Genomic DNA, 12,730 nt, shown 5'->3' on the forward strand with positions numbered 1-12,730 from the left:
CGAAAATTTTCCGGAATATCCGAGAATTTTGTTGACATAAAAACATGAAAACGTTTTCAGTCCGGCGCGCAGCAAACGAGGAAGCCGTCAATGCCAGTCTCCACGCAGGATGATCTGCTCCGCCGCGAACGGGTTAGGCTCGGCGCCACGCCCTCTTCGAAGGCAGCGGCGATCGAGGAGGCCGCGCAGTTGCTGATCGCGTCCGGCTGCGTCGAGCCGGGATATGCGCAGAGCATGTTGCGCCGTGAAGCGGTCGCCAACACGTTCCTTGGTCACGGTGTCGTCATTCCGCACGGGATGGGCGAGGACCGGCACATGGTCCGGCGCGACGGCATAGCGGTAGTGCAGGTACCGGGCGGTGTGGAATGGGGGACGGGGCAGATGGCATGGCTCATCGTCGCCATCGCTGCGCGGGGCGACGCGCATATCGCCATCCTGCGCCGCCTTACCGCGCTGATGCAGGACGGAGAAAAACTCGCCGCGCTGGCAGTCGCGGAGGACGTGGACGAGATCGTCGCCGCCCTCGCGGGCGAGGCACCGCGCGCCGCTCCCGCCGCGCCGGCGGCCGATCTGGCGCACCGGTTCGACTTCGTGGTGGACTATCCCGCCGGGCTGCACGCGCGGCCGGCGACTGCCTGGGTGGAGGCGGTACGGCAGAGCGGCCTCAGAGTACAGGTGCGGCATGGCGACGAGGTGGCGGACGGGCGCAACCTGGTGGCGCTGCTGCAGCTTGGCCTGCGCGCCGGCGACCGTGTGGTGGTTTCCGCCGAGGGGGATGACGCCGCAGCCGGGCTGGCGCGGCTACGCGCGCGGATGGACAGCCTCACCGCGCAGGAAGTGGCGGATGCGGCGAAGGCGGCGGCGCGCGGCACGGACGCGACGCGGGGTTGGACGCCACCCGGCCCTCTCGCGGCAATCGAGGGTATCGGCGCCAGTCCGGGCATCGCCATCGGCCGGCTGCATGTCGTCGCCGGCGGCGCGGTGGAGGTTGCCGATGTGCCGGTGTCGCTGGCCGAGGGCGGGGCGCGGCTGGAGGCGGCACTCGCGGCGACGCGCCAGCAGCTTGCCGCCCTGGTCGACGATACCGCCCGCCGGCTCGGCGCCGCGGATGCGGCGATTTTCCGCGCCCAGGCGGAACTACTGAACGACAGCGACCTGATCACTCTGGCCTGCCAGCTGATGGTCGAGGGGCATGGCCCGGCCTGGGCGTGGAACCAGGCGATCGAGCGGATGGCGGCGAGCCTGTCGGCGCTGGGCAACCCGGTGCTGGCCGGGCGGGCCGCCGATCTGCGGGATGTCGGCCGGCGTGTGCTGGCCTTGCTTGATCCGTCGGCCGTGCCCGGCTCGCTGCGGGATCTGCCGGCGGCCCCGTGCATCGTCGTCGCCGAGGAACTGTCGCCCTCGGACACTGCGGGGCTCGATCTGACGCTTGTGGTCGGGCTGGTGACGGCGCAGGGCGGGCCAACCTCACACACCGCCATCCTCGCCCGCACGCTCGGCCTGCCGGCGCTAGTTGCCGGCGGCGGCGCGCTGCTGGCAGCAGCCTCCGGCCAGATGGCGATTCTCGATGGCGCGGCGGGGCGGCTTTATCTCGATCCGCCGGAGCCGGCGATTGCCTCGGCGATCGCCTGGCGCGAGGCGATGCGCGCCCGGCAGGCGGAGGCGGCGCAGCAGCGCGGCGCGCCGGCGGTGACGCGGGATGGGCACCGCATCGAGATTGCCGCCAATGTCAACCGGCCCGACCAGGTGCGGACAGCCCTCGAGGCCGGCGGCGAGGGCGTCGGGCTGATGCGCACCGAGTTCCTGTTCCTCGAACGCGGCGCGACGCCGGACGAGGACGAGCAGGAGGCGGTCTACCGCGCGATGATCGCGGCGTTGGAAGGACGGCCCCTGATCATCCGCGCGCTCGATATCGGCGGCGACAAGCAGGTGGCGCATCTCGGCCTGCCGCGCGAGGAGAACCCCTTTCTCGGCGTGCGCGGGGCGCGGCTGCTGCTACGCCGGACTGACCTTCTGGAGCCGCAGCTGCGGGCGATCTATCGCGCGGCGATGGCGGGCGGGGATGTGTCCGTCATGTTCCCGATGGTGACGTCGGCGAGCGAGATCGTCCGGCTTCGCGCCGCCTGTGAGCGGATCCGCGCCGAGCTTGGCGCGCCGGTGCTGCCGGTGGGGATCATGATCGAGGTGCCCGCGGCGGCGGTCGCGGCGGACCGGCTCGCCGCACAGTGCGATTTCCTTTCGATCGGCACCAACGACCTGACGCAGTACGCGCTCGCAATCGACCGGCAGAACCCCGAGCTCGCCGCCGAGGCGGACAGCCTGCATCCCGCCGTGCTGCGCCTGATCGCGCAGACGGTGGCGGGGGCGGCGAAGCACGGTCGCTGGGTCGGCGTGTGCGGCGGCATTGCAGGTGATCCGTTCGGCGCGGCGCTGCTCGCTGGACTCGGGGTGAACGAGCTGTCGATGACGCCGCGCGACATCGCTGCCGTCAAGGCGCGATTGCGGGGCTCGCGCTTCGACGAGCTGCGGGCGCTGGCGGGGCGCGCGCTCGATGCCGCGACGGCGGACGAGGTGCGCGCGCTGGATGCGGGAGCGCAGCGATGAGCCCGGTGATCACGCTGACGCTGAACCCGGCGATCGACGAGACGATCCTGCTCGACCGGCTGTCCCCCGGCACGGTCCACCGGGCGCGGTCGGTTGCCTTCCATGCCGGGGGCAAGGGCGTGAATGTCGCGAGCTGCCTGGCCGACTGGGGCGGGATTCCGGTCATCGCCGCCGGGCTGCTCGGCCGCGCCAACGAGGCGCCGTTCGCCCGGCTGTTCGCGTCGAAGGCGATCCGCGACGAATGCCTTCGCGTGCCGGGCGAGACGCGCACCAACGTCAAGCTCGCGCATGCAGGCGAGACCACCGACATCAACCTGCCGGGGCTTGAGGTGACGGCGGAATCGGTGCGCGCGGTCAGGGAACGGCTGCTCGGTCTCGCGGCGCCGGGATCGGTCGTGCTTCTCGCCGGCAGCCTGCCGGCGGGGGTCGACGAGGGGCTTTACGCCGAGTTGACCGCTTCCCTCGCGGCGCGCGGCGCGCGCGTGCTGCTGGACAGTTCCGGCCCGCCACTCGCCCGCGCGCTGGCGGGCGGCACGCCGCCCTGGTGCATCAAGCCGAACCGCGCCGAGCTCGAGGCGCTGGCCGGGCGGCGCCTGCCGGATGCGGTAACGGTGCGCGATGCGGCGCGCGGGCTGCTCGGGCGAGGGGTGGCGCTGGTCGCTGTCTCGCTCGGTGCCGAGGGAGCGCTGTTCGTCACCGGCGAGGACTGCCTGCACGCGGCACTGCCGCCGATGCGGGCCGCCAGCACCGTCGGCGCCGGGGATGCGATGGTCGCCGGGATCATCGCCGGAATTCACGCGGGCGAGGGGATCGAAGGGGTCGCCCGGCTGGGCACGGCCTTTGCCGCCGCCAAGCTGCGCGCACCGGGGGCGAACCTGCCGGAGCGCGCCGTGGTCGAGGCGCTGGCCGGCGCGGTGATCATTCAATACGAGGGAGTGAACGCAGCATGAGCGACATCGTCGCGATCATCGCCGGCGGGGAGGGCACCGTCACCCGCGCCCTCGCGGCCGAGGCGCTGCGCCGGGCGGCGCGGGAGGCGGGACACGATATCGAGATCGAGGTGCGGACCGGCGAGGGTGTGCTCGATCCGCTCGCCGCGAGCCGGATCGCTGTGGCGGGGGTAGCGATAGAGGTCGGCGGGAGTGAAGCGGGCGATCCGCGCTTCGCCGGAAAGGCAACGATCCGCGCGACGCTGGCCGACGTGCTGGCGGATGCCGCCGCCGTGCTCGGCCGCGCGGCGGGGACGACTCCGCCCGGCGGGCGGAGGATCGTCGCGATCACCTCCTGTCCGACCGGCATCGCCCATACGTTCATGGCGGCCGAGGGGCTGTTGCAGGCGGCGAAGGCGCTCGGCCACGAGATCCGCGTCGAGACCCAGGGGTCGGTCGGGGCGGGAACGCCATTGACGGAAGACGAGATCGCGGCGGCGGATATCGTTCTGATCGCCGCCGATCGGCAGGTCGATCTCGGGCGGTTCGGCGGCAAGCGCGTGTTCCAGAGCGGCACCAAGCCGGCGATCAACGACGGCAAGGCGCTGATCGCCCGCGCGCTGGACGAGGCGGAATTGCAGGGTGGCACGGCTCGGCCGGCGGCCCGCACCGGCGCGCGGAAGCCGAGGACCGGGCCCTACAAGCACCTGATGACGGGCGTGTCGTTCATGATTCCGTTCGTCACCGCGGGCGGGCTGCTGATCGCGCTGGCCTTCGCCTTCGGCGGCATTCATGCGACCGATGCCGCTCAGGCGCACAGTTTCGCCGGCGCCTTGTTCGAGATCGGTGCGAAATCGGCCTTCACGCTGTTCGTGCCGGTGCTCGGCGGTTACATCGCCTATTCGATCGCCGACCGTCCGGGCCTCGCGCCGGGGATGATTGGCGGGCTGCTCGCCTCGCTGACCGGGGCGGGGTTTCTCGGCGCGATCCTGGCCGGCTTCATCGGCGGCTATGCGACGCGCTGGCTGAACGAGATTCTGCGCCTGCCGCGCGGCCTGCAGGGGCTGAAACCGGTGCTGCTGTTGCCGGTGCTCGGCACGCTCTTCACCGGGCTGCTGATGATCTACGTCATCGGCCGTCCGGTGGCCGAATTGCTCCACCTGATGACGCATGTCCTGCGCTCGATGCAGGGATCGAGCGCGTTGGCGCTCGGCCTGCTTCTTGGCGCGATGATGGCGTTCGACATGGGCGGGCCCGTGAACAAGGCGGCCTATACGTTCTCGGTCGGCCTGCTGTCGGCGCAGGTCTACACGCCGATGGCCGCGGTGATGGCGGCGGGGATGACGCCGCCGCTCGGCATCGCGCTGGCGACCCGGCTGTTCGCCAGCCGGTTCAACACGCTCGAACGTGAGTCGGGACTGTCGACCGGCGTGCTGGGCCTTTCCTTCATCACCGAGGGGGCGATTCCCTACGCGGCCGAGGATCCGTTCCGGGTCATTCCCTGCACCATGACCGGATCGGCGATCGCCGGGGCGATTTCCATGGTGGCCGATGTGAAGCTCCGCGTGCCGCATGGCGGGGTATTCGTGCTGCCGATCCCGAACGCGGTGACGCATCTCGGGCTCTATGTTGTCGCCATCGTCGCCGGATCGATGCTGACGGCGGTGATGCTCGGGCTGGTCAAGAAGCCGGCGGGCGAGGCCGACGGGTAAGCCGCGCGGGATTGCCGCATGCGGCAGCGCGGGGTAGGCATGGCACTGCCCGCCGAAGACAGGACCGCCCATGCCCGATACGACACCGCCGCTTCCCGGCATCGACCAGCTTCGCGCCCTCATGGAGTCGGACGTCACGCTCGCGATGGGGCGGACGCTCGGGTTCCACCTGGTCGAGATCGGCGAGGGGCGGGTGGTGTTCGAGGGTACGCCGGGGCGCGAGGTATATAATCCGCTCGGCACGGTGCATGGCGGCTATGCCGCGACGTTGCTCGACTCCGCCTGCGGCTGCGCGGTCCATACCATGCTCACCGCCGAGCAGGCCTATTCGACGCTGGAACTCAAGGTGTCCTACCACCGCGCGATGACGGCGGAGACCGGCACGGTGCGGGCGGTCGGCACGGTGATCTCGCTCGGCCGCCGCGCCGGCTTCTCGGAGGCGAGACTGACCGATGCGAGCGGCCGGCTCTACGCCTCGGCCACCTCGACCCTCATCATCATGCAGCGCTGAGGAGCAGCATCATGCGCATTCTCGTTGTCGGCGCCGGAAGCATCGGCGGATATTTCGGCGGGCGGCTGATCGAGGCGGGGGCGGATGTGACCTTCCTAGTCCGTCCGGCGCGGGCCGCGGCGCTGGCGGAGACCGGCCTCGCGATCCGCAGCGCGAAGGGGGATTTCCACGAACCGGCGCCGAAGCTCGTCACCGCCGACCGGCTGGGACCCGCGTTCGACCTCGTGCTGCTGAGCTGCAAGGCCTATGACCTCGAGGAGGCGGTGGCCGCGCTCGCGCCGGCGGTGAGCCAGCGGACGCTGATCCTGCCCCTACTCAACGGCATGCGGCACCTCGATGTACTGGACGCGCGGTTCGGCGCCGAATCCGTGCTCGGCGGGCAATGCGTGATTTCCTCGGTGCTGGATGCCGACGGGCGCGTGCTGCACCTGAACGACGCCCATATGCTGACCTTCGGGCCGCGGTCCGCCGGGCAGGAGGCGCGGGCGCGGGCGATCGCCGAGCTGTTCGGCCAGGCGGCCTTCACCACCCGGCTGAGCGACGCGATCATGCAGGACATGTGGGAGAAATGGGTGTTCATTGCCTCGCTCGCTGGCATCACCTGCCTGATGCGCGCCTCGGTCGGCGCCATCGTCGCGGCGGGCGGCGCCGGGATCGCGCTGGACCTGGCCGCCGAATGCGCCGGCATTGCCGCGCGCCACGGGTTCGAACTGCGGCCGGCCGCCGCGGCGCGGCTGAAGGAGTGGCTGGCGACAGAGGGATCGCCGATGACCGCCTCGATGCTGCGGGACATGGAACAGGGCGGGCGGATCGAGGGCGAGCACATCATCGGCGACCTGCTGCGGCGGGGCGAGACGGCGTCGTGCCCGTTGCTGGCGGTCGCCAACACCCATCTGCGCGCCTACGAGATTCGCCGCGCCGGCGCCTGACGGATAGCCCGGCTTGCGGCCGGGCGGGCGTGGACGCCGAGCGACTCTGCATCGTCGAGATCGGTGAGCGGGCGCAGCAGGGCGACTCGGTGGCGGGGAAAGTTGCGCAGCGTGTCTGCCAGGGCGTGCGGCGAGGACCAGCGAACGTCGCGGAACGGCGCGGCGGGACGCCGTCCGGCGAGTCCGATCAGCCAGTAGCCGCCATCGGTCGCCGGGCCGAACACGGCCTGCGCGCCGCGGAGCCGGCGCAGCGTGCCCCGCAGGTCGGCGGCGGTGATGCCCGGAATGTCGCTGCCGATGATGATGACGGGCCGGCGCGGGTGGCGGCGGAACACGCGCAGCATTCGCGCGCCGAGATCACCCCGTCCCTGCCCGGTGCGAATGAAGCCGGGGGTAGCGAGGCGCGCGTGGTGGTCCGGGGTGGCGGCGAGATGGCGGACGACACCGCGAAGACGCCGCATTTCGCGCAGCAGGCCGGACAGCATGATTCGCGACAGGCGCCAAGCCGCGCGGTCCCCCACCGTGCGGGCGAGCCGCCGCTTGCCGACGCCGAGGCGGGGGATGCGGCTGAAGACGACGATGACGGGGAGGCTCACCCGCGTCGCCATCGGTGGAACCGCTCGAGGATCGCAAGCCCGCGCGCCGAGGCATGCGCCTGCCGCCACTGCCCGGCGACGGCGCGGATCGCCTCCGAACGGGTCGGATAGGGGAAGATCGTGCCCATCAGCTTCTTCAGCCCGAGCCCGTGCTGCATCGCGAGGGTGAAGCCCGTGAGCAACTCGCCGGCCTGGGGGCCGACGATGGTCGCGCCGAGGATGCGGTCGCTGCCCTTCCTTGTCAGCACGGTGACGAAGCCTTCGGTATCGCCCTCGGCGATGGCGCGGTCGAGCTCCGCGAAATCGTAGCGGGTGATCTCGGCTTCGATGCCCCGCGCCGCCGCCTCGCGCGCGTTCAGCCCGACGCGGGCGATCTCCGGGCTGGTATAGGTCACCGCCGGCACCGCCCGGTAGCTCGGGCGAAACCGCCAGAACGGGGCGAACAGCGCGCCCAGCGCGGCATATCCGCCCTGATACCCGGCCATATGGGTGAACTGGTAGGGCCCGGCGACGTCGCCGCAGGCAAAGATGTTGGGATAGAGCGTGCGCAGCCCGTCATCGGTCTCGATCGTCCTCGCCGGGGTGAGCGGAATGCCGAGCGCCTCCAGCCCGTAGCCGCTCACCCGCGGGCGGCGACCGATGGCAACCAGCAGCCGGTCGAACGGCAGCTCGATGGTCTGGACCCCGCTGGCCGCGACGAGCGCGAACCCCGCCTCCGTGCGCGTCACCGCCTCGGCCCTGTGGCCGGTGCGGATCGCGACGCCATCGCGCGCCAGCGCCGCCGCCATTGCCGCCGAAACCTCGTCGTCCTCGCGCACCAGCAGCCGCTCCGACATCTCCACCAGCGTCACCGCGCTGCCGAGGCGGGCAAAGGCCTGCGCCATCTCGCAGCCGATCGGCCCGCCGCCGAGAATGACGAGCCGCCGCGGCAGGTCCTCGATATCCCACAGCGTCTCCGAAGTGGCATGGGGCGCCTCGGCAAGGCCGGGAATGGGCGGCACGAAGGGTTCTGCTCCGGCCGCAATCACGATGGCGCGTGTCGTGATCGGCACCCCGTCGACGGCGACGCACCAGGGCGATTCGATCACGGCCCGTCCCCGCCTGACCTCGACGCCGAGCCCCTCGTAGCGGGCGACCGAATCATGCGGCGCGATCCCCGCGATCGCGGCGCGGACATCGGCGATCGCGGCGCGAAAATCCTTGCCCGCGCGCGCGGCGTGGAGCAGCGCCTTGGACGGCACGCAGCCGGAATTGAGGCAGTCCCCGCCCATCTCGCCGGCCTCGACCAGCGTCACCTTTGCCTTCACCGCGCTGGCGACATAGGCGGCGACGAGCCCGCCGGCGCCGGCGCCGATCACCACGAGGTTGCGGTCGAACCGCTTCGGCCGGCGAAACCGCGCATAAAGCCTGCGGGTGGCTAGCGCGTCGCGCAGGCGCGGGGCCGCGAGCGGCAGGGCGGCGAGCAGCAGCAGGCCGATGACGAGGCGCTGCGTGAGGATCGGACCGTGCCCGCCGAGTGTCGCGAGCGAGGCGCCGGCATTCACATAGATCAATGTCGCCGGCAGCATGCCGATCTGGCTCGCGAGGTAGAAGCTGCGCAGCCGCAGGCTTGTCAGCCCCGCCAGCAGGTTGACCGCGAAGAACGGCACCACCGGCGCCAGCCTGAGCGAGACGAGATAGAATGCCCCGTCGCGGGCGATGCCCCGCTCGATCCGCTCGAACAGCGCGGGGAAGCGGGCGAGGGCGAAATCCCGCAGCAGGAAGCGGGCGGCGAGAAACGCAAGACTCGCGCCGATCGACGAGGCGAAGGAGACCAGCACCGCCCCCTCCGCCACGCCGAACAACGCGCCGGCGCCGAGCGTCAGCACCGCCGCCCCCGGCACCGAGAGCGAAGTCGCCGCCACGTAGAGCCCGAAATAGAGGAGGAACCCGGCGAGCGGATGCGCCGCCACCATGCCGCGCAGCCCGGCGAGATCGCCCTCCAGCCGCGCGATGCCCAGCCCCTGGCGCTGCAACGCCACCACCAATGCGACCAGCGCCAGCGCCAGTGCTGCGAAGCCGAGCGCCCGCGCAGTGCCCCGCCGCCCCGCGCGGCCGACCGTCGTCGTGCTCATGTCCGTCTTACCTCGCACTCATGCAGGAGGATGCGCCAAACACGCAGAACCGCGCGCAATGCGGATGATCGAGCGTGACCGCCCGCGATGCGTCCTCCAGCGTGGCGCCGAGATCGAATCGCGCTTCATAGGGCAGCAGCGTGCAGGCGACGATGGAAAGCGCCTCCGCCCCCTTGCGCTGCACCACCATGCGCGAGGTGCGGCACATCGCATCCGCCCCGCGCGGCCGCAGCGCCGCCCAGGCGGAAGCGCTCACGCCCGCCGCCGCCGCCGGCACGTCCATCTCCGGGAACAGCACGAGATGTTCGGGGTCGAACGCGTCGATCTCCCAGCCTTGCGCCGCGAACAGCCGGGCGAACCCCGCCCGCGTCGCCGCCTCGTCCTCCACCGCCGGGTCGAACCGTGCCGCGATCGAGGGCTGGAACCCGGAAGCGAACAGCGCGCCGATCCCCTCCAGCGCCGGCCCCCAGGCGCGTTCGCCGCGCAGCGCCGCGTGGCCGGCCTCGGTATGATGATCGAGCGAGACGCGCAGATGCAAATCCCGCCCCCGCCACCCCGCGATCGCCGCCATGTGGTGGCGCATCGGCGTCATCGCGTTGGTCAGCACCAGCACCCGATAGCCCCTGTCGAGTGCCATGCCGATCAGCGCCTCGATATCCGGGTTCATGAACGGCTCGCCGCCGGTCAAGCCGATCTCCCGCAGCTCGGGATGGCGGTCCGCCGCCTCGTCCAGCACCCGCCGGAACCCGTCGAGCCGCAGCCAGGCGAGTCGGTCGTTGCGTGGCGAACTTTCGATGTAGCAGCCCTCGCAGGCGAGATTGCAGAGCGTGCCGGTGTTGAACCAGAGCGTCTCCAGCCCTTCGAGCGCGACCGTGGCATCCGCCGCCGGCGCGCATTCCAGCCGCGTCGCCGTCGCCGCCCGCTCGGCATGCGGCAGGATGTCGAGATTGGGCCAGATCCCGCTTTCCAGCGTCCCGGCATACTCCTCCGGCAGCCCGGCGCTGCGCATCGCCGCCGCCGCCGCGTGATGATCGTAGTCGAGCGGATGCAGCACGATCTCCAGCCCGGCGTCGGTGGGAGTGACGATCGAATACCAGCAGCGCGGCGTGCCGTCATTCGCCGGCATGCCGATCGCCCCGGCATTGTGCCAGACCAGATCGCCGATCCGCCGGGTGAAGCCGATGCCGCAATGCCCGGCGATCACCCCGTCGCAGCCGGTGATGCCGATCTCCCTTTCCAGCACGAGATCGGGGTCGGAGGCGAAGAGGAAGCGGTTGATCCGGCTCGGCGCGCCATGCACCACCGCCAGACGCCGCCCGCCGATCACGAGGTCGATCCGCCGGGGCAGGGCGGCCATCCAGCGCCGCGTCGCGTCGTCGATCCGCGCAACGGCATAGGCGAACCAGGCGGCGGCGAGCCGGTCACAGGACGAGCCTTCGGTAAAGCCGCAGCCGCAATCGGCAGCCCCCGCGCCGAGCTGCTCCTCGCAATTACCCATCACCGTCGCGATCCCGTGGTCGCGGATCAGCGCGGCGCAGGCTTGCGGATCGGCGCCATAGGCGACGACGTCGCCGGTGCAGATCATCCGCTCCGGCGGAATCCCGTGCGCCCGCGCCGCCTCCAGCAGCGCCCGCGTCGCCTGCAGATTGCTGTAGCAGCCGCCAAACACCAGCACCGGCCCATCCGCCTCGATCACCGGTACGGTCTCTGGCCCAATCGCCGGCGCGCTTCCCGCCATGTCGAGCATTGCCCGCCCCCTACACGCCGCGCGCCGATGCGGCGCTGAGCTGCTCAAGGGCGAGCCCCCGCGCCTCGATCCCCCCGCGCAGCCGCCAGATCAGGATGGCAACCGCCCCCAGCGCCCAGAAGCCAGCGAGCATGACGAGTGCCGCCGGCATCGAGCGCGCGCCGACATAGCCGACCAGGAAGGGCGAGAGCGCCGCGCCCACCCGCCCCACCGCGACCGAGGCGCCGATCCCCGTCGCCCGCAGCGCGGTCGGGAACAGCTCCGAGAAGGTCGGATAGGCGGCGATCCAGCTTCCCGTCGCCAGCAGGTTCACCAGCGCGAAGCCGAGCATGATCGGCCCGGCACCGAGCCCGGTCACCAGGGCGAACAGCACGAGGCCGAGTGCGGTGGCAAGATAGAACCCGCCGACCGTCCAGCTCCGCCCGATCCGGTCGAGCAGCGACGCCGCGGCGAGCCCGCCCACGGCGGCGCCGACACTGCCGGCGAGGTAGAACAGCGGCAGCCGGTCCGCCGGCAGATGCAGCACCGGCAGCACCACGATCGGCAGGAAGGCGAACAACCCGTAATATCCCGCGGCCTCGGCGAAATCGAGCGCCGCCCCCAGCAGCAACCGGCCCGGATATTGCCGCACCAGCCGGCCGAACTGCCCCGCCTCGCGGCGGATCCGGTGCACGACCGGCACCGCGGACGCCGGCGGCAGCGTCGTCAGCCCCGCCTCGATCCCGGCGACGATGGCGCGCGCATCCTCCGCCCGGTCGGCATCGATCAGCCAGCGCGGGCTCTCGGGCAGATGCCGGCGGAACCATGCTGCCGAAAGGGCGACTACGCCGCCCAGGCCAAACACAACCCGCCAGCCCAGATCCGGCGGCAGGGAAGACAGCACCAGCCAGGCCAGCAAGGCGGCGATGAAACTGCCCAGCGGCCAGAAATTCAGCACGATCGCCGCCGCCCGCCCGCGCGAGCGGCTCGGCACCAGCTCGGCGATCGCGGCGTTGATCGCCGAATATTCCGCGCCGACGCCGATGCCGCCGAGCAGCCGCAGCACCAGCAGGGCGGCGAGATTTGGCGCGAAGGCGGTGGCCAGCGTCGCCACGCCATACAAAACGAGGCTGGCCAGAAACACACGCCGCCGCCCGAGGCGGTCGGACAGCGCGCCAAACCCCGCAGCCCCGATCATCAGCCCGACGAACCATGCCGCGAGAATCACCGACATCGCGTTGCTGCCGAGCCCGAAATGCTGCCGCAACGCCCCCAGCACATTGCCGATCAGCGTCACCTCGAACGCATCCAGCGCCCAGCCGAGGCCGAACAGCAGCACCGCCGTCGTGTGGAAACGGTTCCAGCTCAGCTCCGACAGCGTGTGCAGGAGATGACTGTCCGAGGGAGGGGCGGAAGGGCGCCTGGTCATGAACGATCCTCTGTGCTGACGGGTTCCGGCATCGAGATATCCCGCTTCCGGAGGACGGAATGCCTTCCGGTAAGGTGCCTTACGTCCGCCAGAACACAATGGTTACAGCCTGACGCCTTCATTCCGCCATCCGGCCCTCGGGCTGATGGGCGGATGGATCGATCCGTAAAATATAAAGAT

The 12,730-nt window shown here is 71.3% G+C and carries 9 protein-coding genes; 5 read left to right on the plus strand and 4 right to left on the minus strand.

Going from position 1 to position 12,730, the window contains the following annotated elements; translation table 11 throughout:
* Window positions 1-90: 90 nt before the first annotated feature.
* From ptsP to panE, 5 genes are all read left to right on the plus strand, one after another.
* Window positions 91-2,604, plus strand: coding sequence for a phosphoenolpyruvate--protein phosphotransferase (gene ptsP / locus ACRY_RS03370; RefSeq protein ID WP_011941337.1), 2,514 nt, complete (start codon window positions 91-93; stop codon window positions 2,602-2,604).
* Window positions 2,601-3,554, plus strand: coding sequence for a 1-phosphofructokinase (pfkB, locus tag ACRY_RS03375; RefSeq protein ID WP_011941338.1), 954 nt, complete (start codon window positions 2,601-2,603; stop codon window positions 3,552-3,554). The genes ptsP and pfkB overlap by 4 nt, the downstream gene beginning before the upstream one ends.
* Entirely contained in the window at window positions 3,551-5,245 is a 1,695-nt protein-coding gene (locus ACRY_RS03380) for a PTS fructose transporter subunit IIC (RefSeq protein WP_011941339.1), read from the plus strand. The genes pfkB and ACRY_RS03380 overlap by 4 nt, the downstream gene beginning before the upstream one ends.
* Window positions 5,246-5,315: 70 nt before the next feature.
* The gene (locus ACRY_RS03385) at window positions 5,316-5,756 is read left to right on the plus strand and encodes a PaaI family thioesterase (RefSeq protein ID WP_007422228.1); all 441 of its coding nucleotides are present in this window, start codon (window positions 5,316-5,318) and stop codon (window positions 5,754-5,756) included.
* Window positions 5,757-5,767: 11 nt separating this feature from the next.
* Entirely contained in the window at window positions 5,768-6,685 is a 918-nt protein-coding gene (gene panE / locus ACRY_RS03390; protein ID WP_011941340.1) for a 2-dehydropantoate 2-reductase, read from the plus strand.
* Here panE and ACRY_RS03395 read toward each other — a convergent pair.
* The 4 genes from ACRY_RS03395 to ACRY_RS03410 are packed head-to-tail and all read right to left on the minus strand — an operon-like array spanning window position 6,658 to window position 12,550.
* On the minus strand, window positions 6,658-7,281 hold the full coding sequence (locus ACRY_RS03395; protein WP_231295328.1) for a TIGR04282 family arsenosugar biosynthesis glycosyltransferase: 624 nt from the start codon (window positions 7,279-7,281) through the stop codon (window positions 6,658-6,660). The genes panE and ACRY_RS03395 overlap by 28 nt on opposite strands.
* On the minus strand, window positions 7,278-9,395 hold the full coding sequence (locus ACRY_RS03400; RefSeq protein WP_007422225.1) for an FAD-dependent oxidoreductase: 2,118 nt from the start codon (window positions 9,393-9,395) through the stop codon (window positions 7,278-7,280). Before ACRY_RS03400 ends, ACRY_RS03395 begins: the two co-directional genes overlap by 4 nt.
* Before the next feature lie 7 nt (window positions 9,396-9,402).
* Window positions 9,403-11,142, minus strand: coding sequence for a radical SAM protein (locus ACRY_RS03405; RefSeq protein WP_011941341.1), 1,740 nt, complete (start codon window positions 11,140-11,142; stop codon window positions 9,403-9,405).
* Window positions 11,143-11,152: 10 nt separating this feature from the next.
* Window positions 11,153-12,550: an MFS transporter gene (locus ACRY_RS03410; protein ID WP_011941342.1), complete on the minus strand. Its 1,398-nt coding sequence runs from the start codon at window positions 12,548-12,550 to the stop codon at window positions 11,153-11,155.
* Between the last annotated feature and the right edge of the window lie 180 nt (window positions 12,551-12,730).

It is taken from the genome of Acidiphilium cryptum JF-5 (genome assembly GCF_000016725.1).
Lineage (GTDB): Bacteria > Pseudomonadota > Alphaproteobacteria > Acetobacterales > Acetobacteraceae > Acidiphilium > Acidiphilium multivorum.

Bases quoted from the DNA above. Each gene is read 5' to 3' on its own strand.
- ptsP (WP_011941337.1), top strand. From the start codon at position 91: ATGCCAGTCTCCACGCAGGATGATCTGCTCCGCCGCGAACGGGTTAGG.
- pfkB (WP_011941338.1), top strand. From the start codon at position 2,601: ATGAGCCCGGTGATCACGCTGACGCTGAACCCGGCGATCGACGAGACG.
- ACRY_RS03380 (WP_011941339.1), top strand. From the start codon at position 3,551: ATGAGCGACATCGTCGCGATCATCGCCGGCGGGGAGGGCACCGTCACC.
- ACRY_RS03385 (WP_007422228.1), top strand. From the start codon at position 5,316: ATGCCCGATACGACACCGCCGCTTCCCGGCATCGACCAGCTTCGCGCC.
- panE (WP_011941340.1), top strand. From the start codon at position 5,768: ATGCGCATTCTCGTTGTCGGCGCCGGAAGCATCGGCGGATATTTCGGC.
- ACRY_RS03400 (WP_007422225.1), bottom strand. From the start codon at position 9,395: ATGAGCACGACGACGGTCGGCCGCGCGGGGCGGCGGGGCACTGCGCGG.
- ACRY_RS03405 (WP_011941341.1), bottom strand. From the start codon at position 11,142: ATGCTCGACATGGCGGGAAGCGCGCCGGCGATTGGGCCAGAGACCGTA.
- ACRY_RS03410 (WP_011941342.1), bottom strand. From the start codon at position 12,550: ATGACCAGGCGCCCTTCCGCCCCTCCCTCGGACAGTCATCTCCTGCAC.